General features: G+C 65.8%; 26 protein-coding genes and 1 pseudogene. 13 read left to right on the plus strand and 14 right to left on the minus strand.

Annotated elements, in window-relative coordinates:
- Nucleotides 1-149: 149 nt before the first annotated feature.
- The gene (locus PRN20_RS04240; RefSeq protein ID WP_273955808.1) at nt 150-827 is read right to left on the minus strand and encodes an HAD family hydrolase; all 678 of its coding nucleotides are present in this window, start codon (nt 825-827) and stop codon (nt 150-152) included.
- 80 nt (nt 828-907) lie between these two features.
- Between PRN20_RS04240 and PRN20_RS04245 the strand changes: the two genes are divergently transcribed.
- The gene (locus PRN20_RS04245; RefSeq protein WP_273955809.1) at nt 908-1516 is read left to right on the plus strand and encodes a DnaJ domain-containing protein; all 609 of its coding nucleotides are present in this window, start codon (nt 908-910) and stop codon (nt 1514-1516) included.
- A gap of 13 nt (nt 1517-1529) precedes the next feature.
- Here PRN20_RS04245 and PRN20_RS04250 read toward each other — a convergent pair whose 3' ends face one another.
- On the minus strand, nt 1530-1970 hold the full coding sequence (locus tag PRN20_RS04250) for a DUF1810 domain-containing protein (RefSeq protein WP_273955810.1): 441 nt from the start codon (nt 1968-1970) through the stop codon (nt 1530-1532).
- A gap of 142 nt (nt 1971-2112) precedes the next feature.
- On the opposite strand from PRN20_RS04250, the gene PRN20_RS04255 reads away from it, so the two are divergent.
- The 6 genes from PRN20_RS04255 to PRN20_RS04280 all read left to right on the plus strand — a co-directional run bounded on the left by PRN20_RS04255 (nt 2113) and on the right by PRN20_RS04280 (nt 7126).
- The gene (locus tag PRN20_RS04255) at nt 2113-2991 is read left to right on the plus strand and encodes an alpha/beta fold hydrolase (protein WP_273955811.1); all 879 of its coding nucleotides are present in this window, start codon (nt 2113-2115) and stop codon (nt 2989-2991) included.
- A 152-nt stretch (nt 2992-3143) separates the two neighbouring features.
- Nucleotides 3144-3725, plus strand: coding sequence for a thermonuclease family protein (locus tag PRN20_RS04260; RefSeq protein WP_337956218.1), 582 nt, complete (start codon nt 3144-3146; stop codon nt 3723-3725).
- Nucleotides 3726-3789: 64 nt separating this feature from the next.
- On the plus strand, nt 3790-4161 hold the full coding sequence (locus PRN20_RS04265; protein ID WP_273955812.1) for a GFA family protein: 372 nt from the start codon (nt 3790-3792) through the stop codon (nt 4159-4161).
- 135 nt (nt 4162-4296) lie between these two features.
- Nucleotides 4297-5811: an RNA polymerase factor sigma-54 gene (gene rpoN, locus PRN20_RS04270; protein ID WP_273955813.1), complete on the plus strand. Its 1515-nt coding sequence runs from the start codon at nt 4297-4299 to the stop codon at nt 5809-5811.
- 230 nt (nt 5812-6041) lie between these two features.
- Complete coding sequence (locus PRN20_RS04275; protein ID WP_273955814.1) at nt 6042-6611, plus strand: ribosome hibernation promotion factor; 570 nt, start codon at nt 6042-6044, stop codon at nt 6609-6611.
- Between the two features lie 47 nt (nt 6612-6658).
- Nucleotides 6659-7126 carry a PTS sugar transporter subunit IIA gene (locus PRN20_RS04280; protein ID WP_273955815.1) on the plus strand — a complete coding sequence of 156 codons (468 nt, stop codon included), beginning with the start codon at nt 6659-6661 and terminating at the stop codon, nt 7124-7126.
- 140 nt (nt 7127-7266) lie between these two features.
- Here the strand turns inward: PRN20_RS04280 and PRN20_RS04285 are convergent, their stop codons facing one another.
- Nucleotides 7267-7539, minus strand: a complete 273-nt coding sequence (locus tag PRN20_RS04285; RefSeq protein WP_273955816.1) for a DUF1150 family protein — start codon at nt 7537-7539, stop codon at nt 7267-7269.
- Between the two features lie 14 nt (nt 7540-7553).
- Nucleotides 7554-7973, minus strand: coding sequence for an Hsp20 family protein (locus tag PRN20_RS04290; RefSeq protein WP_273955817.1), 420 nt, complete (start codon nt 7971-7973; stop codon nt 7554-7556).
- A 126-nt stretch (nt 7974-8099) separates the two neighbouring features.
- On the opposite strand from PRN20_RS04290, the gene PRN20_RS04295 reads away from it, so the two are divergent.
- From PRN20_RS04295 to PRN20_RS04305, 3 genes are read left to right on the plus strand one after another with little or no spacing between them, the layout of a single operon-like run.
- Nucleotides 8100-8966, plus strand: a complete 867-nt coding sequence (locus PRN20_RS04295; protein ID WP_273955818.1) for a glycosyltransferase family 2 protein — start codon at nt 8100-8102, stop codon at nt 8964-8966.
- A gap of 11 nt (nt 8967-8977) precedes the next feature.
- Complete coding sequence (locus PRN20_RS04300; RefSeq protein WP_273955819.1) at nt 8978-9343, plus strand: cupin domain-containing protein; 366 nt, start codon at nt 8978-8980, stop codon at nt 9341-9343.
- Between the two features lie 51 nt (nt 9344-9394).
- Nucleotides 9395-9601 (plus strand): hypothetical protein, encoded by a 207-nt coding sequence (locus tag PRN20_RS04305; RefSeq protein ID WP_273955820.1) that lies wholly within the window; start codon nt 9395-9397, stop codon nt 9599-9601.
- Between the two features lie 593 nt (nt 9602-10194).
- On the opposite strand, the gene PRN20_RS04310 is transcribed toward PRN20_RS04305, so the two are convergent.
- The 6 genes and pseudogenes from PRN20_RS04310 to polA form a co-directional block, all read right to left on the minus strand.
- Nucleotides 10195-10560, minus strand: coding sequence for a hypothetical protein (locus tag PRN20_RS04310; protein ID WP_273955821.1), 366 nt, complete (start codon nt 10558-10560; stop codon nt 10195-10197).
- 358 nt (nt 10561-10918) lie between these two features.
- On the minus strand, nt 10919-11179 hold the full coding sequence (locus tag PRN20_RS04315) for a DUF2171 domain-containing protein (protein WP_273955822.1): 261 nt from the start codon (nt 11177-11179) through the stop codon (nt 10919-10921).
- Between the two features lie 56 nt (nt 11180-11235).
- Nucleotides 11236-12288, minus strand: a complete 1053-nt coding sequence (locus PRN20_RS04320) for a hypothetical protein (RefSeq protein WP_273955823.1) — start codon at nt 12286-12288, stop codon at nt 11236-11238.
- A 174-nt stretch (nt 12289-12462) separates the two neighbouring features.
- A pseudogene (locus tag PRN20_RS22840) lies at nt 12463-12702 on the minus strand (pentapeptide repeat-containing protein); the annotation flags it as partial.
- Nucleotides 12699-13649 (minus strand): hypothetical protein, encoded by a 951-nt coding sequence (locus PRN20_RS04325; RefSeq protein ID WP_273955824.1) that lies wholly within the window; start codon nt 13647-13649, stop codon nt 12699-12701. The pseudogene PRN20_RS22840 and the gene PRN20_RS04325, both read right to left, overlap by 4 nt.
- Before the next feature lie 255 nt (nt 13650-13904).
- Nucleotides 13905-16820: a DNA polymerase I gene (polA, locus tag PRN20_RS04330; RefSeq protein WP_273955825.1), complete on the minus strand. Its 2916-nt coding sequence runs from the start codon at nt 16818-16820 to the stop codon at nt 13905-13907.
- 135 nt (nt 16821-16955) lie between these two features.
- Between polA and PRN20_RS04335 the strand changes: the two genes are divergently transcribed.
- From PRN20_RS04335 to PRN20_RS04345, 3 genes are all read left to right on the plus strand, one after another.
- The gene (locus PRN20_RS04335; protein WP_273955826.1) at nt 16956-18485 is read left to right on the plus strand and encodes a cupin domain-containing protein; all 1530 of its coding nucleotides are present in this window, start codon (nt 16956-16958) and stop codon (nt 18483-18485) included.
- A gap of 45 nt (nt 18486-18530) precedes the next feature.
- Entirely contained in the window at nt 18531-19508 is a 978-nt protein-coding gene (locus tag PRN20_RS04340; protein ID WP_273955827.1) for an NAD(P)-dependent alcohol dehydrogenase, read from the plus strand.
- Between the two features lie 253 nt (nt 19509-19761).
- The gene (locus PRN20_RS04345; RefSeq protein ID WP_273955828.1) at nt 19762-20655 is read left to right on the plus strand and encodes an SH3 domain-containing protein; all 894 of its coding nucleotides are present in this window, start codon (nt 19762-19764) and stop codon (nt 20653-20655) included.
- Between the two features lie 55 nt (nt 20656-20710).
- On the opposite strand, the gene PRN20_RS04350 is transcribed toward PRN20_RS04345, so the two are convergent.
- The 4 genes from PRN20_RS04350 to aqpZ all read right to left on the minus strand — a co-directional run bounded on the left by PRN20_RS04350 (nt 20711) and on the right by aqpZ (nt 25737).
- On the minus strand, nt 20711-22648 hold the full coding sequence (locus PRN20_RS04350; RefSeq protein WP_273955829.1) for a hybrid sensor histidine kinase/response regulator: 1938 nt from the start codon (nt 22646-22648) through the stop codon (nt 20711-20713).
- A gap of 82 nt (nt 22649-22730) precedes the next feature.
- Complete coding sequence (locus PRN20_RS04355; RefSeq protein ID WP_273955830.1) at nt 22731-23387, minus strand: phosphoribosyltransferase; 657 nt, start codon at nt 23385-23387, stop codon at nt 22731-22733.
- 94 nt (nt 23388-23481) lie between these two features.
- Entirely contained in the window at nt 23482-24873 is a 1392-nt protein-coding gene (locus PRN20_RS04360; RefSeq protein ID WP_273955831.1) for a phospholipase effector Tle1 domain-containing protein, read from the minus strand.
- Nucleotides 24874-25020: 147 nt separating this feature from the next.
- On the minus strand, nt 25021-25737 hold the full coding sequence (aqpZ, locus tag PRN20_RS04365) for an aquaporin Z (protein WP_273955832.1): 717 nt from the start codon (nt 25735-25737) through the stop codon (nt 25021-25023).
- Nucleotides 25738-25944: the final 207 nt, after the last annotated feature.

Consider the following 25944-nt stretch of genomic DNA (forward strand, 5'->3'; position numbering starts at 1 on the left):
ATTTTCATGAGTTTTGCGCATGCCTAAGCGGCACTTGCTGCAATAGATAAAAGTTAAGCGACCCGAATCGTTGCAGGAACGACACAGCGCCGCGCCCCCGTTTTACAGGGGGCGACGGCGGCCGATTCCGGGGGCGATTGAGTCGGTCGTCAGCTGGCGCTGAACGCCGCGTGCCTGAGGTCGTGGAGACTGTTCATCACAGCGGCGCAGAGGGCGCTGATCTCGTCGGACGGAGCGACGATGTCGGGCACCATGATGGTCTGGAGGCCCGCCGCATGCGCCGCCCGCACGCCGGTGTGCGAATCCTCGACCGCGATGCAGTGCTCGGGCGCGACGCCGAGGAGCTTGGCCGCCTTGAGGTAAGGCTCGGGGTGCGGCTTGGGGTTGGTGACGTCGTCACGCGTCACCACCGCCTGGAAGTCCTCGAGGATGCCGGCGTGGCCCAGATGCCCGAACGCGTGCTGCGAGCGCGACGAAGTCGCGACCGCGACCGGAATGCGGCGGGCCTTGATCTCGGCGAGGATCTCGAAGACGCCGGTCTTGACCGGAACGGCTTCCGCCATGCGCGCCTTCATCAGCGTGCGGCACTTCTCGTCGAACAGCGTATAGGGGAAACTGACGCCATAGGCCTCGACGAGGATGCGGTTGGTCGTCTCGTGGCTCGAGCCCACGATCGAGTGATGCACCAGGTCGGTCATCTCGAAGCCGAGGTCGGTGCTCACGCTCCACAGGATTTCCCTGAACACCATTTCGGTGTCGAGGAGTGTCCCGTCCATGTCGAAGATGATGGCGGAGAAAGGCTTGAGCAGTTTCGGCGAAGCAGACATGCGGCCGGTATAGGCAGATTTCCTCCGCGCCGCTACCCTTCGGCTTCTAGCCCCGCCGCCGACCTGCTATGAGCCGGGTAATGAACGCGTTCGATCCATATGACGTGCTGGGGGTTGGCCGGAGCGCTCGCGCCGCCGAAGTCAAGCTCGCCTATCGCCGAAAAGTGCAGGTAGCTCATCCGGATCGCGGCGGCGACCCCGAGCTGTTCATTCTCGTCGTGCGCGCCTTCGGCCTTCTCTCCGACCCCGACTCACGCCGCCTGTTCGACGAGACCGGCATCGTCGATGACGAAGCCGTGAAGGGCTATCGGCGCGAGGTCGCGACCATCCTCGCCGACATGTTCGATGCTGCCGTGGAAACGGCGGTGGCCACCGGCCTCAAGCTCGAGAGCGTCGATTTCATCGCCCAGATGGCCGCGGCCGTGGTGACCGGCCTCGCCGATGCGCGCGTCACGCTGAACCGCACCGACAACGAGATCGGCGCGCTGCAGACCCTGCGCGCCCGCATCCGCCGCACCGACGAGGACCGCAACCTCTTCGCCGAGCGTCTCGATGCCCAGGTCGCGCTGAAGACCGAGCAGCACCGCAACATCAAGCGGCGCGTCGCCATGCTGGAGACGGCGCTGGCCGAACTCGGCAACTATCAGAGCGAGACCGAGCTGATCGCCGCGCTCGAGGCGGAAGCCTAGGCCCTCGTCCCCGTCATCCCCGGGCTTGACCGGGGGACCCATCCGCTCTCTCGAGCAACTCGACCGTCAGCGGGTCCTCCTCGCCGCCATAGTATTTTGCGAGCGCCAGCCGGAACGGCGCCGGATCGTCCGCCGCCCGGCCGAACAGTGTCATCGACGAGCGGAACTTGAGGTCGTCGGGCACGCCGAAGATCTCGTGCGCCGTCCTTCCCGCAACGCCGTTGACGATCCCCGTGCACCCGATGAGCCGCGGCCCGAGCACCGGGTGCGCCAGATAGGCTTTCGCCTCCGCTAGACCGGAGATGCCGAAGCGCCGCGCCGTATCGCTGCGGCCGAGCGCGGTGAGCTGGGGGAAGATGAACCACATCCAGTGGCTCGCCTTCCGTCCCGCCCGGAGTTCGGCAAGGACGTCGGGGAGCACCCGGTCCTGTGCGGCAACGAAATCCTCGAACATGCGGGCGAGCCTACCATGCTCCACCGCCCGGAACGATTGCCGCGCCTCGCAACTTTTTCCTCCGGGCCTGTCGATCCGGCGTCGATCCGCTCGTCGTCAGGATAGACGGCGCCATGGGAGCGCCAGTTCCTGGAGAATTGTTATGAAGACCATCCTCTTGACCGCCGCCCTGGCCCTTGGGTTCGGCTTTGCCTCCGCCGCCCAGGCGGAAACCGCGAAGATCAACGGCCTCGACATGTACTACGAGGTGCATGGCGATGGTGAGCCGCTGGTGCTGCTGCACGGCGCCTACATGACCATCGACAACAACTGGGGCGCGCTGATCCCGACGCTGAGCCAGGATCACAAGGTCATTGCCGTCGAGCTGCAGGGCCATGGCCGCACTTCCGACCGCGATACGCCCATCACCTACGAGGGCATGGCCGCGGACGTCGCCGCCCTGCTCGACCAGCTCGGCATCGAGAAGGCGGCGCTGTTCGGCTACTCGATGGGCGGCGCGCTCGCCATCCGCCTGGCCATCGACCACCCCGACAAGGTGTCCCGCATCGTCGCCGCCTCGGCCGGCTACATCTACAACGAGGAGGTGATGGGTCCCGACTTCATGAAGATGATCGAGACCATCACGCCCGAGATGTTCGCCAACACCCCGTTCGACGCCGAGTACAAGCGCCTCTCGCCCCATCCCGAGAAATTCCCGGTTCTGGTCGAAAAGCTGAAGCAGCTCGACGTGAACACCTTCGACTGGTCGGCCGAGTTCAGGGAGATCGAGGTCCCCTCGCTCTATATCTTCGGCGACGCCGACATCGTGGGCGCCGACTACATCGCTCGCCATCACAAGGATGCCGGCGGCCTGGTCAACGGCGATATGAACGGCCTGCCCAAGACCCAGCTCATGGTCCTGCCCGGCACCAGCCACATCGGCGTGTTCTTCAACCCCGCCAATGTCGAGATCATGAAGATGGTCGTGCCGGTGTTCCTCAAGCAGCAGCTGCCGGCTGCCCCGCAGATGCCGACGTCGTAAGGCGATCTGCGGAAGCGATGGAAGGGCCGGCGGGAAACCGCCGGCCCTTCGTCTTGTCGGAGTGAACTCCGCATTCATCCTTACGGGGTTTCCTTGCCGCCCGCGGGTGGGAGGCGTGCTGCGCTGACGCCTCGCGATTCGGGGAGGCGGCTTTGGCAGACATCGTCAATTTCCGGCGGCTGAAGCACGCCGCTCCCGGGCAGTTGCCGTCCCTGGCACGCGCGGCGACGCGACAGCGGGCACGGCAGCGCTGGTTCACCTTCTGGCTGATGGTGCTGGGCTTCGTCGCCAGCGCATCCGTGGTTGCCGTCCTGCTCGGCGCCGTGCCGGTCCGCCTGTCGGCCCTGCTGCCGGATGCGGGCAGGGCGCCCGCGTCGTCACCTGCCGTCGCCGTGCACTTTCCCGTCTGCGCCGGTCCGGTCCGCGGCACCTGCGTCGTCGACGGCGATACCTTCTGGCTCGAGGGGATCAAATACCGGATCGCCGATATCGACACGCCCGAAATCTCCCAGCCGCAATGCGTGGCGGAGAAGGCCCTGGGCGAGCGTGCGAAACTCCGCCTCGCCGAACTCCTGAGCGCCGGCGCCTTCACGCTGGCCGCCGCGGATCGCGACGAGGACCGCTATGGCAGGAAGCTCCGACTGGTCGTCCGCGACGGTGCGTCGGTCGGCGCGCTACTGGTCGGCGAGGGCCTCGCCCATCGCTGGGACGGTGGCAAGCACGGCTGGTGCTAGCTGCTGACAGGGACTGTCAGCAGGGTTGGGCGAAGCTTCGGTCCATCGAACACGGAGCTTTGCCATGACTATCACCGCCACCTGCCACTGCGGCGGCACCAGGATCGAACTGCCCGACGCGCCGACCCATGCCACGCAGTGCACCTGCACCTACTGCACCAAGTCGGGCGGGCTATGGGCCTACTATGATGTGGGGAGTCCCCGCATCGTCTCCGAGACGCATGGCGCCGTCTATTCGCCGACCACGCCGCTCCACGAGCACCACTTCTGCGCGCGCTGCGGCTGCACGACCTACGGCACCAGCCCCGACTATTCGCTCGAAGACACCGAGATCCCTGAAAGGAGGAAGTTCGCCGTCAACGCGAAGCTCCTCGATGACTACGCGCTCTTTCGTGCGTTGAAGGTCGAGGAGATTGACGGCCGCAACCTCTGGTAGGCTTCAGGCCCCGCTGGCGGCTACGCAGAACTGCGTGGCTGCCATTCTTGGCACGCTTCTTGCCCTTGGCGTCGCCATGTTGCATTGTCCGCCCCTGGGAAGCCTGTTGTTTGTGCCTTGGGGAGTTCTGCGGGAATGGCATTGTCGCCACGGCTTGAGGTTCGTCAGAGCCAGAGCCTGACGCTCACGCCGCAATTGATGCAGTCGATCAGGCTGCTGCAGCTGAGTCACCTCGAACTGAACGCCTTTGTCGACGCCGAGCTGCTGCGCAATCCGCTGCTCGAGCGGGAAGACGGCGCCGAGTCGGCCGAAGCGGACGCCGCCGAGTTGCCCGAGCGGCCGGTCGAGATGAGCGCGTCCGAGGACACCGTCGATTTCTCCGAGCGCATCCAGTCGGCCGATTCCATCGCCAGCGGCTACGACACCGAGGTCGAGAACGTCTTTCCCGAGCAGTCCGGTTCGGACCGCGCCTCGGACAGCCCCGTCTGGAATGAGCGCAGCGGGGGCGGCGACGGCGAGGTGCCCGACCTCGACCAGTTCGTCGCGGCGCGCCCCAGCCTTTCCGATTATCTCGCCGCCCAGGCCGGGCTGGTCATCGCCGATCCGGCCGAGCGGCTGATCGCCCAGTTCCTCATCGACAGCCTCAACGAGGCCGGCTACCTCGCCGTCGAACTCGAGACCGTGGCCGAGCAGCTCGGTGCGTCGCACGCGACCATCGAGGCCGTGCTGGTCAAGCTCCAGGGCCTCGACCCGGTGGGCGTCTTTGCCCGCGACGTGCGCGAGTGCCTCGCCATCCAGCTGCGCGAGAAGGATCGGTTCGATCCGCTGATGCAGCGGCTGCTCGACAATCTCGAACTCATCGCCGGTCACGACATGGGGGCGCTGATGCGCGCCGTCGGGGTCGATCGCGAGGATCTGCTCGACATGCTGTCGGAGTTGCGCGAGCTCGATCCCAAGCCGGGCCGCGCCTTCGAGGCGGGGCCGGTCGAGTCCGTGGTGCCCGATGTCTTCGTCCGGCCGGGGCCGGGCGGGGAATGGCAGATCGAGCTCAACTCGGACACGCTGCCGCGCGTGCTCGTCAACCGCACCTACTATGCTTCGGTGACCAGGAAGACCCGCGACGCGGCCGAAAAGAGCTTCCTCACCGATTGCCTTGCCACCGCCAACTGGCTGGCCAAGAGCCTCGACCAGCGCGCCCACACCATCCTCAAGGTCGCGGCCGAGATCGTGAAGCAGCAGGACGGCTTCCTCGTTCACGGCATCACGCATCTGAGGCCGATGACGCTGAAGACCGTTGCCGACGCCATCGAAATGCACGAGTCGACCGTGAGTCGCGTCACCTCGAACAAGTACGTCTCGACCCCGCGCGGGCTGTTCGAGATGAAGTACTTCTTCACCACGGCCCTTGGCTCCTCGACGGGCGAGGGCGACCATTCGGCCGAGGCCGTGCGCCACCGTATCAGGCAGATCATCGAGGCCGAGCAGCCTGCTGACATCCTCTCGGACGATACCATCGCCGAGATGCTGCAGAAGGAGCGCGGCATAGAGGTCGCCCGCCGCACGGTGGCCAAGTACCGCGAAGGGATGAACATCCCCTCCTCGGTCATCCGTCGCCGCCAGAAGCGGGCAGCCCTGGCCGCGGTCAGGTAGCGCCGTCACCTCCGGCCCTGAGCCTGCCTCCCGTCGCCGGGCTGGTCTCACGCGCAGGACTGCGCGTGGATGGAGCGTTCCGCCTTTGGCTGCGACGTCTCGCGCAACCCCAACACCATTCCGCGCATTGCCCCCTGACGAGGGGCGGTCTAGACTCCTCTTGCCGGGGAGCCCACCTCCTATGGTGGGGCCGCCCCGAGCGGCTACATCCATAGAAAGAAGAGGACTCCATGACTCTGCGCGTTTCGGGAAAGAACATGGATGTCGGCGAAGCGCTTCGGATGAAGGCGCAGGGCCATTTCGACACGGTCGTCCGCAAGTACTTCGACGGAAACTATGACGGCCACATGACTCTCGAGCCCGAAGGCCCGGGCTACACCGCCCAGTGTGTCGTCCACCTCGACTCGGGCGCCATGTTGCAGGCAAGCGCCTATGGCGGGGATGCGATCTCGGCCTACCAGCTGATGGCCGAAACGATCGAGAAGCGCCTGCGCCGCTACAACCGCAAGCTCAAGGCGCACCGCAAGCACACCAATGGCAACGGCGCCGAGGAAGCGCCGTCATATGTGCTGGCCGCTCCCGCCGACGACGAGCTGGCCGAGGACTACTCCCCGCCCGTGATCGCGGAGGCCACGTCGAGCCTGAGGCAGATGTCTGTGGGAGAAGCAGTGATGCAGCTTGATCTTACACAGGCGGAAGTGGTCGTATTCCGGCATGCTGGACATGGTGGCCTAAATGTGGTCTACCGCCGCGCCGACGGCAATATTGGCTGGATTGATCCAGCCCTCAGGCCGAACTAGGGCTCAAGAGAGCGCGTCCTCTCCGCTTCCACGATGGGAAAATATTGATGGAATTGGCTGACATCCTCTCCGAGGAGGCTGTGATTGTTTGCTCGGGTACTCCAAACAAGCTTGAGGTTCTCCAGAAGCTTGCCACCTGCGCATCCAGCATCACCGGCCAGGAAGCCGCTACCATCTTCGACGCGGTGAACGAACGCGAGCAGCTGGGCTCGACCGGGCTCGGCAACGGCATCGCCATTCCGCACGGCAAGTTCGCCGGCCTCACCGGCGTGACCGCCGTTTTCGCCCGGCTGGAGCACCCGATCGACTTCGAGTCGGTCGACGACCAGCCGGTCGATCTCGTCATGATGCTGCTCGCCCCCCTCGGGGCGGGGGCCGATCACCTGAAGGCCCTGGCCCGCGTCGCCCGCCTGCTGCGCACCGACTCGGTCGTGGCGCGCCTGCGCCGCACGTCCGATCCGGCCGAGCTGCGTGACATCCTGACCCAGCCGCTGGCCCAGACCCAGGCAGCCTGAAGCCCCTTCCGCTCGGCCGAGGCCGGGCGGGTCTGCCTCGACATCGATGTAGGGATGCCGCCGCGGTCGGTCGCGCTATGCGCTCCCGCGCCGGCCACAGGGCTCGCGGCGAGTGTCGCCGCCGCCCTCGTTCCGTAGGCTCAGTGCAGCGTCACGATGCCGAAGGACTTGTCCGAAAGCCACTCTTCAACGGCTTCCTCGGTATCACCGACCATCAAGGGCGACCCGTCGGCCGAGACCACGATGTGGAAGTCGGTATTCTCGTCGAAATCGGTACCGGGCAGGATCGGACCCATGTCCGCTCCCTTGACGTGCTTCACGTAAACCACCGCATTGCCGCCGAGCGCCATGAACTGGGCCTCGGTCAGGTTCCGGAGGGGATTGTCGAAGGGCAGTTCTCTATTCGCTTGCATTCTTGTTCCCCTTTCTAGGCAGAACGGATCTCGATACGGCGGGCGATCTTTTCGGCCTTAGGACGAACAACTGAAATCATCAGCATGCCGTTCCGTAGGATTGCGTCTTTGACCACCATACCGTCGGCGAGAAGGAAGTTCCTTTGAAACTGCCGCGCCGCGATTCCGCGGTGCAGGTACTCTCGTGCGGTGTCGTCCTTTTGCCGCCCGCGCACGAGCAACTGGTTGTCCTCCACCAGCACGTCGAGGTCTGCTTCGCAGAAGCCCGCGACGGCGATGGAAATCCGGAAGGTCTCCGCGCCCTCGCCATCGAGCATGCGCTCGATATTGTAGGGCGGATAGCCGTCGGCCGCCTTGCTCAACCGGTCAATGCGCTCTTCGAAAGCATCGAACCCGAGAAGGAAGGGTGCCGAAAACATGGAGACGCGCGACATCCGATCGTCCTTGTTCAAAGCAACGGTTTGTGGAGCGGCCCGAGTTTCAGTGGCACCGTTCCATGCCCGTGATATGGGTCGGGCCCGGGGGCGGATCAAGGCCGCCGGCGGGTAGGAGGCAGGGCCTTGGCTCAACATACGGTGGCGGTGGTCATTCCCGCCTACAAGGCAGAGCGTTTCATCGCCGAAGCCGTCAGGAGCGTGGTCGCCCAGACCTGGTCCGACTGGGAAGTCTGGGTCATCGCCGACGACGGCACTGACTACGAGGAACTGCTCGGTCGTGCCGGCCTCGTTAGCGACCGCTTCCACTTCCTCTCCACCGGCCGCGTCGCCGCCGGCGCCTCGCGCGCCCGCAACCTCGCCCTCGATCGCATCACGACGCCCTATGCCGCGATCCTCGATGCTGACGACCGCATGAAGCCCGACAAGCTCGCCCTCGCCATCGAGGCAATGGGCTACGCGCCGATCGTCTCGAGCGCGCTGGACGTGATGACCGACAGCTACCGGCACCTGCGCTACGTCGGCGATGGCCCCGACCGCCTGCTCGATCCCGCCGCCTACAAGTTCGTCTCGCTCTCGATGGACTCGATGATCGTCTGGGACCGCCGCCGCTGCGATGCCCGCTACGATCTTGCTCTCACCAACATGACCGACCTCGAGTTCCTGATGCAGCTGTGGCGCACCGCCCGCGAGGTGCACCACCTGGGCACGCCGCAGCACGACTACGTCAAGGTCACCGGCTCGATGAGCAATTCGGACGGCATCACCGAGCGCATGGTGGCGTCGAAGAAGGCGCTGCTCGAGCGGCTCGAGAAGGGCCGGTACCGCTTCGCCGCGCCCCGCGCCGCCGAGGGCCTGATCAGCTTCCTCTCGCTCTCCCTCGCCGCCGAGGCGGCCTTCCCCATGGCCGTGGCCGAGCGGCCGGGCCTCTTGTTCGAGGATCATCTCGAGCCCATGCTGCGCGCCTACGAGGCCCGGGTGGCCGCCGTCTAGGGAGAAGAGCGATGGCAGCAGCGATTGCCTGGGCCGACCAGCCCGAGCGCGAGATCATCCCCGGCTTTCACGGCCGCCTCATCCATTCCGACCGGATGACCTTCCTCCTCTGGCGCATCGACGCCGGCGCACCGCTGCCCGAGCACAATCACGAGCACGAGCAGGTGGTGCACATGCTCGAGGGCGAGTTCGAGCTCGTGCTCGACGGCGTGCCCCACCGCTGCACCGCCGGCACCGTGCTGGTGATCCCGCCCAATGCCCGCCACTCGGGCCGCGCCATCACCGATTGCGTGGTCATGGACGTCTTCGCCCCCGTCCGCGAGGACTACCGCAGCGGCGAGGGCGCCGCGACGCTCCTCGGTGGCGTCAGGGAGTAGGGAACCCCCGGCCACGCCCGCGGATTGTCGGAGTGGAGCAGGAGACCCACGATGACAACCGACATCCCTCCCTTCGATCCCGACCCGCGCCCCGGCACGCTGCCCGATCCGGCCGTGCCCCCCTTCGGCCCCGGCACGCTGCCCGACGACGACGACATCGACCCGCTGCCGGACCCCGACAACCCCGGCGACATCCCCCGCCAACCCCCACGCCCCGGCCCGTTCCCCGAAGGCCCACCCCCGGACGCGGACGTCTGAGGGCGTTCGACTCCGCCCCGCCTCCCCCTTGAGGGGAGGGACCGAGGGAGGGGGTGGTGCGGTGGACCACCGATAGACCCCCACCCCCCACCCCTCCCCTCAAGGGGGAGGGGAGCCCCCATCCACCGTCATCCCCGGGCTCGACCCGGGGACCCGTCTCGCCACCCGCACCGCACCCACCACCCCGCCTCCCCCCTTGAGGGGAGGGATCGAGGGAGGGGGTGGTGCGGAGGACCACCGATGGACCCCCCCCCTCCCCTCAAGAGCCCTGTTTCTCCATGCATAGCGCACCCGCCGGCCCTTCGGCCGCGGGGTTCTGAACCTTGGGCGGGACCGGCGCGGGTTTCGGCCACGCGGGTAGTCCGCAAAAAACGGCCGTCGCCGCGCCGGTCCTTGCGGGATGGAGTTGGATCGGTGGCGACCAAGAAGCTTGCCCCCATCGCGCCTCTCGCCTGCATTGCTGCAGCGGAGCCTGGATGGGCGGCCGGGTGTCGGCGCCACGAACCCGCCGCCGGACGGCTCCGGCGGCTCCCGCGATCTCCCGCCAGCCGTCCGTGCACGACTGCGCCCAACGGGAAATCGGGGCGATCATCTCATGGCTCGGGATCGGGGGGATAAGTCCGGCGCGGCGCGTAATGGGCGGGGATCTCGGCGAGCGCGCGGTTGCGCCCGTGCCCGGGGGCGGCCGGACGCGGGGCGAGCGCCGCAGCGGCACTCCGCAGCAGCGCCCGCGCCTCGGCCAGCGGCACCGCGGCTTCGCCGGGCCAGTCCCGTGGAACGAGGGCCCCGCGTTCGCGCGACAGCGCGCGGCTGGCTCCGGCCAGCGCCTCGCCGACGCGTGCCCGCTCGAAGCCGATGAGCGGGCCGGTCCCGTCGCGGTGCCTGAGGTCATCGAGCCGCTGCGCGATGGTCGCGAGCGCGGCTGCCCGCAGGCGGGCGATGCGGGGGTGGTTCGGCACGGCTCTCTCCTCCGCTGCTGGGGCGGGAGAGGATAGCGCGGGTGGGGCGGACGGGGATTGCGAAGGGCCTGCACGCCATCGCGGTCGAGCCAGGCCCGATCTCCCCCTCCCCTTGACGGGGAGGGCTGGGGTGGGGTGTGCAGCGCGCAGTGGCCCTGCCTTCGGGCATGAGCGTCCCTCTCCCCCCACCCAAGCTCCGCTTGCTCGCTCCGCTCAGCAGCTGCGCTACCCTCCCCGCGAGGGGGAGGGTGCGACCGAGCCGCGTCGTCGCTGCTATCGCCTCCCTCCCCTTGAGGGGGGGGACCGAGGGAGGGGGTGGTCCGGTAGATCGCCGAGGTCCCGGGGAGGGGCGCCCGCTTCAGTGCCGCGTCTGCCCGTCCTCTTCTTCCTCGAACAGTTCGGCATTGGCGGCATCGGCCGAAAGCCTCACCTTGTCGCCCTCGACGCCGGCGACGAGCACGCCCGGCACATAATGGTGGTGCCCCTCATGACTGCCACCCGGCGCCTCCTCCTTCACGAGCTTGATCCGCCCACCCTCGACCCGATCGACCGTGCCGACATAGACGCCATCGGCCCCGATCACTTCCATATGCTCGCGAATGCCCGAAAGGTTCGACATGGGGATGCTCCTTGGTTGGTGGAGCAGGGGGAACGCTGCCGGTAAAGGATGGGTTGCTAGGCCCCGATTCTAGACCTCTCCCTCAATACGTGGTCGGCAAATGCCGCTAGTTTGTCATCCGAAATAGTACGCTTGACCTGCATCAACCTGACGAGCATTTTCTCAATTGAGTAAGTCGCGCACTTCCGAATAATCGATTTGCAGATCGCGGACGAGAACGTCACATCTGACGACTGCATCATGTCTACGAGCGACCAAAGCGTAGGGTCGTCCGGAGACTTGGCGATCAACGGACGGTAGATAACAGACGTGGCCGTAATACCCGTCACGCTAGCCTCATCGAAGAGCGCTCGTGCGCCAGCGTAGTGCGGCTCCGCCTCCAACAATGACGCGTATGTATGCTCGGTTGGGTGGATGCCTAGGTCCCTCATGTGCGACACGATGCTCACCGCCAATTCACGTGTGACGACGTGCCTGAGAAGGGCATCGAACACTGCGGCGGTAGGGAGAAGTCCATCCTTCTTCATATCGGAGATTATGCCATTCGCCTCGTCAAAATCTCTCGAGCAGTTCACGGCTCTAGCATAGTATCTTGCGTCGATAGAAATGTCGGCATTTCGCGCAGCGGCTATTACGGACTTAACCTCGTTGGCGGTGCGGCAGCGGCCAATTAGGTAATTAACGACCGAAAGTGATGGTCGAATGCTATATTTCTCAAGAAGGATAGACGAAAGACTGCTAAACTCCGAGATTGGAGATGTCTTGTATACAGACAACAGGTCCTTGGACTTAATCGGTATTTCATCTTCGATCATTCGAAACAATACATATCGCCGCTTGTAGTGGTCGTGCGATGATCGTAACAACGAGCGTGCACTTAGTACGGGGACCTCAATGAGGTGTTCAAATGCCTCAAACGTGCTAAGTGCGTCGTCAAAGGATCGTGCCATTCGGATTACCTTTGACAGTGTAACGTCAGTCACGACCTCTAGCGCCAACTCCGGCTGTCGCATCATCTTCAGCGCTAGCTCAAAGCTGGGAGCCGAGGAGAGTAGTCGCTCAATTACGAGTTCACCCAGTAGCCGTCCATCAGCGGCAATGTCAGACAAACGACGAAGAGCTCGGTCAAAGCTGGCTTCATCCCGTACGCTCGACAAAAGCGACGAGATGTTATTGTTGTCTAGTCGACTTATTTCTTGAATGCCATGCAAGGTTGTTGGTTTGGTATTCGAATGGGCGGGAAACCAATCGCTTGACTGCCTCAGTTGTTGCTTTGTGATGTTGGATGAAGAGAGATTGGTTTTGGACAATCTGCAGTTGTGAAAAATAGCACCCGAGACGTTGGCGCCCTCAAAATCGTACCCAGTCAGATCGAGACCAGAAAAATCAATGCCGGACAAATCGCGATAGCGAAAACTGGCCGCGGGATCGAGGCGAGCGATCCTAACGAGTTGGATGAAGTCATTTGTCGGTGCCGACAGGACGCGCTCAATTGCGTCGGCTTGCCATTGTCCCTTGCTCAACGTCTATCTGCCTTCTGTACAGTTAAGCGCTGCTTTCCCAGAGTAACCCATCCCTGACTGTCGGAGTCAGAGAGCCCCATCGTGGCGATGGTCTGAATGATCCGCTGCTTCGCGACGCCTATTTCCGGGTGACTCGCTGGAACAAAGAGGGATCCGTCGGACGGCCGGACAGCAATCTCCGCGACAAATGACTCGCCTATCTGCACTCCTTCGAGAGAGCACAGGGGAGCATCAGTGGTCCTTAGCTCTCCTTGGAGGTAGTCACCATTGGACGAGACCATCCAATGGGCGTCAAACTCGCGTCCAACCGCCCGGATGACGGCAGCGCTGCCCATTGGTGCAGGACCACCAGATCCGAGTCGCTTCTCAATTTTGGTACCTGACAGATCGGGGAAGGTCAGTCGGATACGCACTCGGCTGAAACCAAAGATGAGCTCATTGGGCAAATAGCCCGGCTCAAGTACAAGGTTGAGAAATACAAGCGTGGGCTCTCCGGCAGCCGTCAGCTGACCGGAGTCATCAAGTGAGAATGTGGCGAGGTTAGCGTCAGCATAAAGCGGCCGGTCCCCGTGAATTCTAGAGTGATAGTCTGCGCCGAGGTCCAGAGCCCGCCTAACCAAGGAGCGGAACGCTGCCTCGGTATCCCTGCCTTCGTACTTCCCCGGTGGCATCGACCGCTTTGCAGCTGGAATTTCTCTGTCGCACCAATGCTCATCGCTGGGGTCGAAACCGCCAACGCTTCCAAGTCTCCGCTGCAATTCTGGGGTTAGCGCACCCGCGGACCATGCCGTCTTCAACGTGTCATACGAGACACTCGCAAGCTTCGCCAACGCCGGTCGGGTGGGCTTCTCTATTCGACCAGCCTCGAACAGGAGCTCGGCCAAGACTGAGAGCTTGCGCTCCAGCGCGTGGATGTACTCGGCGAGTTCGTTCTTTGACGCTAGCATCTGTCGCTCCGAGCCTCGGACTAGCAAAGGCTGCGGCGATCCTCACCACCTGAACGCCACCTTTTCGCAGCCGTACAATCCTCCGTGGGAGTAAAAGGGGGTGAGCGTTGGGTGGTGCGATCGTCCCGACGTCGTGAGATCACTTCGCTGTACCCCAGCTTTGGAGTGACCAGATGAACTGGCTCGAATTTGTGTGTCTTGCGACGATAGCGATCATTGCCCTGCTAAAGGCCCTCGGCTACTAGCCAAAATCCCCTAATGCGCCCCGTCCCAATCCTTCGCCGCGTGCGCATCCACCTTGATCGGCACCGTCAGCCTCACGGCCGGCTCTGACGCCGTTTCCATCGTCTTCACGATCACCGGCATCACCTCGTCTTCCTTGCCCTCGTCCACCTCGAAGATCAGTTCGTCGTGGACCTGCAATAGCATCTGCGCGTCCGCGCCGGCGGCCTGCAGCGCCGGCTCCATGCGGATCATGGCGCGGCGGATGATGTCGGCGGCGCTGCCCTGGATGGGGGCGTTGATCGAGGCGCGTTCGACGAAGCTGCGCTCGGCCGGGTGGGACGAGTTGGCGTTGGGGAAGTTCACCTTGCGCCCGAAGATGGTCTCGACATAGCCGTCGGCCTTCACCTTGCGGCGCTGCTCGGCCATGTAGTCCTGGATGCCGGGGAAGCGGGCGAAATAGGTCTTGATGTACTCGCCGGCTTCGCTGCGCTCGATGCCGAGCTGGTTGGCGAGCCCGAAGGCCGAGATGCCGTAGATGATGCCGAAATTGATCGCCTTGGCGCGGCGGCGGATTTCGCTCGGCATGCCCTCGACCGGCACGCCGAACATTTCGGACGCCGTCATGGCGTGAATGTCGAGGCCCTCCTCGAACGCATCCTTCAGCGCCTGGATATCGGCGATATGGGCGAGGACGCGCAGCTCGATCTGCGAATAGTCGGCACTGATCAGGATCTTGCCCGGCGAGGCGACGAAGGCGGTGCGGATCTTGCGCCCATCCTCGGTGCGGACCGGGATGTTCTGCAGGTTCGGATCGTTCGAGCTCAGCCGCCCGGTCAGCACCGAGTGCTGCGAATAGGTGGTGTGGACGCGGCCCGTGCGCGGGTTGATGTACTGGGGCAGGGCATCGGTATAGGTGCCCATGAGCTTGGTCAGCTGGCGCCAGTCGACGATCTTGCGCGCCAGCGGCACGCCCTGCGTCGCGAGGTCCTCGAGGACGTCCGCGCCGGTCGACCACTGACCGGTCTTGGTCTTGGTGCCGCCGGGCAGGCCCATGCGGCCGAAGAGGATTTCGCCCAGCTGCTTGGGGCTGCCGAGGTTGAAGGTCGACCCCGCAAGCTCGTAGCACTCGGCCTCGAGCGCCGCGGCGCGCTGGGCGAAATCGCCTGAGAGGCGCGAGAGGATCTGCCGGTCGACGGTGATGCCGCGGCCTTCCATGCGGGCAAGCACGGGAGCAAGGGGCCGCTCGATGGTCTCGTAGAGCGTCGTCATGTTCTCGGCGACGAGGCGCGGCTTCAAGACGTGCCAGAGCCGCATCGTGAGGTCGCTGTCCTCGGCGGCGTAGCGGGCGGCGTCGGCGATCGGCACTTCGGCGAAGGTCTTCTGCGCCTTGCCGGTGCCGAGCAGGTCCTTGATGGCGATGCCCTTGTGGCCGAGCCAGTGATCGCTGAGCTCGCCCATCGTGTTGAACTGCGGGCCGTCGAGCGAATAGCTCAGGAGCAGGTTGTCGTCGAACGAGCGGACCTCGACGCCGTAACGGGCGAGGATGCCGAGGTCGTACTTCACGTTGTGGAAGATCTTGAGGATCGAGCGGTCGGCGAGGACCGGCTTGATCATCTCGAGCGCCTGGCGGATATCCATCTGCCCTTCGGCCGCCCCGCCGCCGAGGAGGTCATGCGCCCCCTCGGTGTGGCCGAGCGGCAGGTAGGCGCCATTTCCCGGCGCGGTCGAGAAGCTGATGCCGACAAGGTCGGCCGTCTGGTTGTCGAGCCCGGTGGTCTCGGTGTCGGTGGCGACGATGCCCGCGGCATAGATCTGCTCGATCCAGCGCGTCAGCGCGTCGGCGTTGCGGATGATCTCGTATTTGGTGTGGTCGAGCGGGATCGCCTTGATCCGCTCATGCTCGAGCCTCGCATGCACCACCGGGGCGGAATCGGCGCGGCCCTTGGCCTCCTGCCGCGCGGCGCGGGCCTCGGCCCGGGCGGAGTTGTCGAAGCCTACCGGCTCCGGGGGCTTGGCCGCCAGCTCCGGGTCAGCCGGCCAGGCCGCCGGATCGGCGTCGAGGAGCGTCCCGAGGCGCTTTGCCACCGAGACGAACTCCATGGCGTTGAGGAACGGGAAGAGCTTGCCCGGCTCGATCGGCTGGCGCACGAGATCGTCGAGCGGCAGCTCGACCGGCGCCTCGGTCGAGAGCGTCACCAGCTTTTTCGAGATGCGCGCCAGCTCGGCATTCTCCTCGAGCGCCTGCCGGCGCTTGGGCTGCTTGATCGAGGCGGTGTTGGCGAGGAGCGTCTCGACATCGCCCCAGGTGTTGATCAGCTCGGCCGCCGTCTTCACCCCGATCCCCGGCACGCCCGGCACGTTATCCACGGCGTCGCCACACAGGGCCTGAACTTCGATGACCTTGTCGGGCCCGACGCCGAACTTTTCCTGCACTTCATCCGACCCAATCCAGCGAAGTGCAGGCTGGCCCGGTCGCGCAATCGTATCGAGCAGCCGCACCGAACCATCGGGTTCCACCAGCTGCATCAGGTCCTTGTCCGACGAGACGATCGTCACCCGGCCGCCCCGCGCCCTCGCCTGCGCGGTGTAGGTGGCGATGATGTCGTCGGCCTCGTAGCCCTCCATCTCGATCGAAGGCAGGCCGTAAGCCCTTGTCGCAGCACGCGTCAATGGAAACTGCGGGACAAGCTCCTCCGGCGCCGGCGGCCGGTGCTGCTTGTATTCGGCATAGATCTCGTCGCGGAACGTCTTGCTCGAATAGTCGAAGATCACCGCCATATGCGTCGGCGCATCCTCGCCCTTCAGGTCCTCCCCCAGCTTCCAGATCATGTTGCAGAACCCGATCACGCTCCCCACCGGCAACCGGTCGGTTTTGCGCGTCAGCTGCGGCAGGGCGTGGAACGCCCTGAAAATGAAGCCAGAGCCGTCGACGAGAACGAGATGCATGGGAGGCGATTCCGGATGGTCGGGCCGGGACCTTAGCCGATGTGCGCCGGTGGATGAACCCTGACGAAGCCTGACAGGCCCTTGCACGCGCCCCCGCTCACATGCATTTGTCGCGACCCAGTCTTGGGGGACGAAATGACTAGAGAAGCGCTGGAGCAGCACGGCTTTGCCGGCCCGATTGCAGTATTCGACGAGGAAGAGTGCGCGCGGCTGCTGTCGGGCTTTCGCGCCGAGGGCGGACGGGCGAAGACCTGGGGTAAGGGCTGGGTCGCCGCCAGCCCGGCTTTCCACCGTGTAGCGACCGACCCGCGCATCCTCGACCTCGTGCGCCCCGTACTCGGCGACGACATCGTCGTCTGGGGTGCCTCGCTGATCGTCAAGGCCGAGAGCGCCATCCACCCCTTCCACACCGACGTTGAGTCGATGGATCCCGCAGGGGGCTTTGCGACGGTGTGGATCGGCCTTGAGAATACCGACCGGTCGTCCGGCCTCAAGTTCGTGCCGGGTTCGCACCGCTATGGCGTGACCATTCAGGAACTGAACCATCGAACCGGACTGGGCCGCGGGGAGAGCACGGACGAGACGACGCTCGAAGCGGCGCGTCGGCACGACGGAGCGGCCGAGATCGTCCAGCCCGAAGTCGCCGACGGCGAGGCGCTGGTGTTCGACGGGCGCGTCTGGCACGGCTCGCACAACCTCACCACCAATGTGCGCACGGCGCTGCTGGTGCAGTATGCCCGGGCCGACCGGCCGGTGAGGATTCCGCGCACCTTCGACTGGCCCATCGCCTTCCGCCGCTTCAAGCGGCCGCCGGTGGTGGTCGTGAGCGGCAAGTCCCCGGCGGGCGTCAACCGCGTCGTTCGCGCACCGCGGCGATCCCGGAGGGTTGGCAACGGCATCCACCTGCTGCCGGGCGTGCCCGAGCAGATGGCCAAGGACCATGCGGCCTATCCCCACCTCAGGGGACGGACGCCCTCGATCACCGAGGTCGGGAGCCACAGCTCCATCCTCGCCCCCGGCGCGAGCCCGCATCGGCTGCATCAGCACATCGAGGAGGAAGTGCTCGTCGTCGTCTCCGGGACTGCGAGGGTTCAGGCTGCCGACAATGCCGCGGGAACCGTCAACGCCGAGACGGCCGTGATGGAACCGGGAGACTTCGCCTACTACCCGGCCGGGACCTGGCACACGATCACAAATGTCGGCGATGAACCGCTGCGCTACACGATGCTCAAGTGGGTCAACTACGGTCGCCCGCGCGACAGGCGAGCAGCGCCCCGCGCCTTCGTCCGGGCCGGCGAGGCAATCCGGACGCAGCCGACAGGCATCGGCGGAACGCTCTGGCGCGTGCGGACGCGCTGGCTGAGGCGCCTTGCGGCTCACGTGAGCGTTCTGGAACCGGGCGGAGGCTATGACCCGCATGCCGACCGCTACGATGTCGCGATCCTGCTCCTCGAAGGGACAGTCGAGACACTGGACCGCAAGGTAGCGGCTCCGGCGCTTCTCTATCATCCGGCGGGGGCGCAGCACGGCATCCGCAACGTCGGGACGGGGCCGGTGCGCTATCTCGTGTTCGAACTGAGCGGACGTCCGAGTCCGTTCGCGGGCCTCGCGCGTATGAGTCACCGTAGCGACCGTCGCTACAGGATTGTCGATGACTTGCAATAGTCCCGGGCTATCCCAACCTCTCTGATGAGCAATGGGAGCTTGGGGATGAGAGCAGCTGTGAATCACCGCTTCGGCGGGCCTGAGGTGGTTGCCGTCGAGGATGTGCCCAAGCCCGAGCCGAGGGCGGGCGAGGTGCTGGTGCGCGTTGCCGCGTCGACCGTCTCGGTGGGCGACCATCGCCTCCGGGCGCGCGACCTGCCGAGGGGCATGGGCATCCTCGCCATGGCCGTCGTCGGTATCTTCGCGCCGCGCCGGAAGATTCTCGGCATGGATTTCGCCGGCACCGTCGAGGCCGTGGGCGACGGGGTGACGCGGTTCAAGCCGGGCGACGAGGTCGTCGGGCTCACCGGCAGCGCCTTTGGCGGGCACGCCGAATATGTGTGCCTCAAGCAGACCGATGCGATGGTGCTCAAGCCTGCGGGCATGAGCTTTGAACATGCCGTGGCGCTGGTCTTCGGCGGGCACACGGTGGCGGAGTGCATCCGGCAATGCCCGATCAAGCCGGGCGACGAGGTACTGGTCAACGGTGCCTCCGGCGCGGTCGGCATCGCCGCCGTGCAGGCGGCAAAGCACTTCGGCGCGGTGGTGACGGCGGTGTGCAGTGCCGGCAACGCCGAACTCGTCCGCTCGCTCGGCGCCGATCATGTGGTCGACTACAACAAGGACGATTTCGCCCGCAGCGGCAAGCAGTACGACGTCATCTTCGAATGCGTCGGCAACGCCCCCTTCGCGCGCGTGGAGGGCGCATTGAAGCCGGGCGGCGCGCTTCTCCTCGTCATCGTCGACCTCAAGGGCATGCTCAGCGCCAAAGGGCAAAGCAGGCGCAGCGGCAAGCGCGTCATCCCCATCAGCTTCACGCCCAAGCCGGAGGATGTGAGCTTCGAACTGGCGCTTGCCGAGGCCGGTGCGATGCGTCCGGTGATCGACAAGACGTTAACGCTCGACGAGGTCGTCGAGGCCCATCGTTATGTCGATACGGGGCGCAAGCGTGGCAGTGTGGTGCTGCGGATTGGCACTCAGTAAGGGGCCCGGCAAGGATTCGCGCTGCCCGTGCAAGGCGATGGCCCAAGGGACGCGAAGGGCGGCGCAGATCGTGGCATTGCCGAGTCCGTCAAGTCCTTGCCCCATTTGAGTCCGATTCAGGTCAGACTTTCCACAAGCTTCCTAATCATAGTCCTCCGCCATGAACGGGGCATCCATAAGGAGGCGCGTGATGGGCGGCCCTCCACGCTTGAACATCTCACTGAGTCACTTTGGCGGTATTGCTATACCGGCCATGGCCGTCAGCGGTCTGGTCGGGATCATTGCAGTACTGCTGGGCCTGCAGTGCGGCGGATTGGACCGATGCTTCGCCGGTCCCACGCCGAGCACGGCGGCGGCTGTCCAGCCGGCGCCCGCAGCGCCGAAGCCGGCCGAGCCGCGCCTGACGCCGGATACCGTGGTGGCCGTCAACAAGGCGGTGGCCGATCCGGCAGTCGCCAAGGCGCACAAGACCGACGCGCTGATCGGCGCGACATTTGCAGTCATCAGGGCAGACGACGCAGGCTGGCTCGCCGGTGCGCGCGCCGCTGCTGCGAGGGATGTTGCGGAGGTCGAGGAGGGCGACGGGGCCGGGCCGCCGCGGGTTGCACCTGACGTTCAGGTCGCGGCGACACCGGTGCCGACTCCCACTGAGGCCACCGACGGCGAGACGGCTGCCGACGCGGCTACTGCAGTTGCTGCTGTCGGCGATGCCGTGGTGCCGCTCAACCGGCCCCGGCCGCTCGAGGTTGCTGCCTTCGTCGAAGATCCTCGGACGGCCACTCCCGACGTGCGAGCCGCGGCGGAAAAGAAGCTGGCCGACGTCGAGGCTGCCGCTCCCGAAAAGCAGCCTGAAGTCGTGGCAGAGCCCGAAAATAAGCCAACCAAGGCCAGAAAGGTCGCCAAGGCTCCCGAGCCCAAGGCCGAAGCCGTACCCGAGCCGGTTGTCGTGCTCGCTCCGGGGGCCACCCTGACGGTGGCCGGCGATGGCGTCAACGTACGGTCCGGTCCTGGCAAATCGACCGAGAAGCTCTTTGCCCTCGCTGGCGGCGAGAAGGTCACCGTGAGCGAAGACAACAAGGGCTGGTTCAAGATCACCGACGACGAAGGACGCGTCGGCTGGGTCTACAAGACGTTCCTGACCGAGTAGTAGTGCGTGAATGTAGATGCCGTTCCCGTTTCACCGCGGGGACGGCATTTGCTTTTCAGTGCGCCGTGGTGGTGGCCCGGACGCTGCGGGCAAGGATGCGCGCGAGGTCGGCCTGGGAAAACGGCTTGGGTAGCCGCGGCAGGTGGTTGGCGGCCCCCGGCGGCAGGTCGGCATAGCCCGTGGCGAGCACGATCGGCACATCCGGCCAGCGTTCGGCAATGACCTTGGCGAGCTCCGATCCGCTCATTTGCGGCATGGACTGGTCGGTGATGACCAGGTCCACCGCTTCCTGTTCGAGCTTCTCGATGGCCTCGCGCCCGGAAACGGCGTCGATGACCCGGTGCCCCATGTCCTCCAGCATTGCCTGGGTGTTCATGAGCACGAGCGCGTCATCGTCCACGGCGAGCACGACGAGCGGCCGCTCAGCCGCTTCGTCGTAGGTGGGCTCCGCAGCCGGAGCCGGCACGACGGCGGCGTCTTCCGCCACCGGCAGCCAGATGCTTGCGGTCGTGCCTTCTCCGCACTTGCTCTCCAGCGTCAGCCGGCCTCCCGATTGCTCGGCGAGGCCGTGCACCATGGAGAGGCCGAGGCCGGTCCCCTTGCCCACCCCTTTGGTGGTGAAGAAGGGCTCGGTCGCCTTGGCCAGCGTCTCGGCGTCCATGCCCTCGCCGCTGTCGACGACGAGCAGCCGCACGTAGCGGCCGGGTGGCAGCACGTCGTCCTCGCGCCCGCTGAGCGTCTCCTCCCTGGCCGACATGATGAGCGTGCCGCCATTGGGCATGGCGTCGCGCGCGTTGACGGCGAGATTGACGATGGCCGTCTCGAGCTGCAACGGATCGGTGAGCACCGGCGGCAGCCCCGGCGGGAACTCGCTGCGGATGCTGACTTGCGAGCCGAGCGTACGCTGCAGCAGTTCGGTGAGGTTGATGGCGAGCTTGTCGACCTCGGTCGGGCCCATGTTGAGGTCCTGTCGCCGCGCGTAGGAGAGCAGCCGCGAGGTCAGCGCGGCGCCGCGCTTGGCGCCATCGACGGCGTTGCCGATGAGCTTTTCGAGCTGCCGGTCGGGCGGGAGCCGTTTCTTGGCCAGCTCGAGGCTGCCGAGGATCGCGGTCAGCAGGTTGTTGAAATCATGCGCTATGCCGCCGGTCAGCTGGCCGATGGCCTCGAGCTTCTGGGCCTGGAACAGCTGCTCGCGGGTGCGCTCGAGCTGGTCCTGAGCCTTGGCCCGCTCGGTGACGTCGCGCGTGATCTTGGCGAAGCCGAGCAACTCGCCCCTCTCGTCACGGATGGCGTCGATAACGACATGGGCGAGGAATCTCGTGCCGTCCTTGCGGACGCGCCAGGCCTCTTTCTCGAACCGCCCCTCGCGGCGGGCGATTTCGAGCGCCTGCTGCGGCGCGCCGGCTGCGCGGTCCTCGGGGGTGTAGAACTGCGAGAACGAATGGCCGACGATCTCGTCGTGGGTGTAGCCCTTGATGCGTTCGGCGCCCGGGTTCCAGTTGGTGACGAGGCCCTCGGGCGACAGCATGTAGAGGGCATAGTCGGTGACGCCGTTGACGAGCCGGCGGAACTGCTCCTCGCTGTCGCCGAGCGCCTGCTGGGCCGCCCGCCGCTCGGTCAGGTCGCGCGTGACCTTGGCGAAGCCGACAAGCTGTCCGTCCGACGCGAGGACCGCATCGACGACCGCATTGGCCCAGAACTGCGTGCCGTCCTTGCGGACGCGCCAGCCCTCGCTCTCATAGCGCCCGGTTGCCGCGGCCGCCGCGAGCGCCCGTTCCGGCAGGCCGGCGGCGCGATCCTCGGGCGTGTAGAAGTCGGCAAAGCTCCGCCCCAACGCCTCGGCCTCGGTATAGCCCTTGAGGCGCTGGGCGCCGGCGTTCCAGCTGGTGATCCGTCCATCGGGCGCCAGCATGTAGATGGCGTAGTCGGTGATGGCATCGAGCAACAGCCGCAACCGTCCCTCTTCAGACAGGGACGCTTCCAGACGATCCATGCTTTACCCCCAAGTGCGCGCGATTGTGCGCAACCTGACGCAAACGTCGATTCTGCCGGTTGGTTCCAGCGGTTTCCGCGATTCAGCCGAGCATCTCCAGCACCTGCTCGTCGCCGAGCTGGCCGAAATGCTGGTAGTGGAGGCTGACGGCGATGAAGGGCTCGGGTGTCCGGAGGCAGATGAACTGGTCGGCCTCCTGCGACAGGCTCTCGACGACATCCGCCGGGGCGACGGGAACGGCGAGGATGACCTGACGCGCGCCCCGCTGGCGCGCGGCCCGGATGGCGACGCGCGCCGTGTTGCCGGTCGCGACGCCATCATCGACGATGATGCAGTCGCGCCCCGCAAGGGGGATTGGCTCCCGGCCGCCGCGCCACAGCAGCCGGCGTCGCTCGATCTCCTCGATCTGGCGCGCCTGTTCGGCCTCGAGATAGCCCTCCGGCGGGTGGACGAGACTCAGCACCTCCTCGCTCACCACCATCTGGGGATGCTCGCTGCACTCAGCCACGGCACCGAGGCCATACTCGGCATGGCCCGGCGCGCCGATCTTGCGCACCAGCAGCAGGTCGAGCTCGGCGCCGAGCGCCGTCGCCACTTCCCGCGCCACCGGCACGCCGCCACGCGGCAGCGCGAGGACAAGGGGATTTTCGAGCTTGAGCGAGGCGAGGGGTTCGACGAGCGCGCGGCCGGCCTCGCGCCGGTCGAGAAAGCTCGGTCCATGCTGGGCAAGAGGGGACATCGGAAGGCCTCCCTTGGGCGGCGCGGCTGCGGGCCGCGCGCCTCTCCGATGAACGTTCCCGCCCGCGCAAGGTTTCATCGGGCAGGCTGAAGGATCAGGCGGGGCCGATCGCCGGGATGCGGAGGAGCTGGCCGACGAAGACCTTGTCCGGGTCGTGCAGGACGTCGCGGTTGGCATCGAAGATGTGCGTCCAGTTCGCGGCATCCTGGTAGTACTTGACCGCCAGCGCCCCCAGGGTCTCGTCGCGCTCCACCGTGTGCCAGGCGATGAGGTTGACCGGCGGCGTCACGCCGATACCCAGTTCGGCCGCGTCCAGGCGGTCGAGGACATCCGCGACGAGCGTAAGCGTCTTCGGACGATACGCCGCCTTCTCCGGCAGCTCACTGGCCGGGCGATGCCAGCGGCGCCGGGCGGAGAGGCTGACCTGGTGCAACTGGTCGGGTCCGGGCGAGCGGTCTGCCACCGGCAGGCGGCCGATGATGAAGTTGACCGGGTCGTACCACTTGGCCTTGCTCGTCGAGTTGACCAATGGCTCCTTGTCGTCCGGCTTGAGGCTGTAGAGCATCGAGCCCGGCGCCGTGTCGAAGCGCAGCCCCGCCGCGCGCGCTCCCTCCCAGATCCACTCCAGTGCCTGGTCGGCGAGGCCGCGGACGTCGCCGCCGCCGCCGGTCGAGCCGTGGTTGCCGGGGAACCAGACCTGCTGGTAGGGCGCATCGAGGGCATCGGGCTCGAAGCCTCGCGCCCGGTTGAGCTCGGGCAGGTTCTCCCACAGGGTCGGGCTGAAGTCCTTCTTGCGCTCGTCGATCGAGACGGCGTGGCGCGCGCTCTGGATGAAGGGGCTGAGGTCGCAATCGTGGAACTGGTATTCCCGGTTGGCGAGTGAGGCGCCCAGGACATAGCCCGGCACGCCCAGCGCACCCACCGTGTCCCAGATGCCGACATAGCGTATGCTGAGCAGCGGGCTCTGGCCCTTGCGGTACTTGCCGTCGGGCTGGGCCGCCCGCCATTCGTCCTCCGCCTCCGAGATGCAGACATCGGGGCAGTTTTCCGCCCGGTAGTGCATCATGGCGAGCCGGAACTCGTCGGTGACCGGCTTGGGGCGCGAGCGGTAGCTCTGCATCATCTGGTTGACGAGGCCGACGCGGCTCCGCGCCAGGATCCCGCAATTGGCGATGAGCCCGGCAAACGACCGCGCTGTGAACGCGCCGCGCGAGAAGCCGAAGATGTAGATCTCGTCGCCCGGCGTGTGGTTGAACACGAGGAAGCGATACGCGTCGTTCAGGTTCTTCTCGATGCCCCGCCCGAACATGCCGCCGCGGAACTTCTCGCCCTTCTCGGTGCCGACGCCCTCGTCGTAGTAGATCAGCTGCGCCGTTTCGCCGGCGAGCGGCAGCACGCTCTCGGCCGTGAACAGCACGTTGGTCGGATGTGGCGCATCGATCCGGTTCCAGCTGCCGTCGAAGCAGAAGACCAGCCGCTTCATCATCGCCTCCTCCTTGTGGGAAATGCGAAGGTGAAGCCGCGGAGCTCCGAGCGAAATCCGGGACAGTACGATAGGGAACGACCCGGATGCTCCAAAAGGAAAGGGCCGGTTCCCCGGCCCTTCCTCACGCGACGTCTTGGGCGGATGTGCTTACTCGACCTGCCCGATATTGGCGGGCGTCTCGCTCGGGGAAAGCACGAACTTCCAGATCGCGGCACCGATCGCGGCGCCGACCAGCGGCGCGACGATGAACAGCCAGACCTGCCCGAGCGCCCCGTTCTGCGCAAAGATCGCAGCGGCGATCGAGCGGGCCGGGTTGACCGAGGTATTGGTCACCGGGATCGAGATCAGGTGGATAAGCGTAAGCGCCAGCCCGATGGGGATCGGCGCGAACCCGGCCGGCACCACGCGGGCCGTCGAGCCGAGGATGACGATGACGAAGAACGCGGTCAGCACGATTTCGGCCACGAGGCAGGCAAGCAGGCCATAGCCACCCGGCGACAGCGCGTCATAGCCGTTCGAGGCGAAACCTCCGGCCTGGAAGCCCGCAGTACCCGAGGCGATGACGTACAGCACGGCTGCGCCGGCAATGCCGCCCACCAGCTGCGCAGCCCAGTAGGGCACCAGGTCCTTGTACTCGAACCGTCCGGCCACCGCGAGGCCGAGCGAGACGGCCGGATTGAAGTGACCGCCCGAAATCCCGCCCACGGCGTAGGCCATGGTGAGCACGGTGAGGCCGAAGGCAAGGGAGACGCCCATAAAGCCAATTCCCACCTCGGGGAAGCCGGCGGCGAGGACCGCGCTGCCGCAGCCGCCGAATACAAGCCAGAAAGTGCCGAATGCTTCGGCGGATAAACGTCTGAACATAACGCTAGCCCCTATCAAAGGATGTTCCCACGCTCAGAGCGTTAGGCGCACTCGCGGCCTGCGTGAATCGCACCTTCGGTGTTTTGCACCGTTGTTGTTGGGTTCGGAGCGAATTCGAGAGCACCTCGCGCCATGCCTCGCCGACAGGCAAAAGCGGTCAATATGTGCGTTTGAGGACAGAATGCGGCGTGCCGGAAGTCAAATTCA

Source organism: Devosia sp. ZB163 (assembly GCF_028613635.1).
Taxonomy (GTDB): domain Bacteria; phylum Pseudomonadota; class Alphaproteobacteria; order Rhizobiales; family Devosiaceae; genus Devosia_A.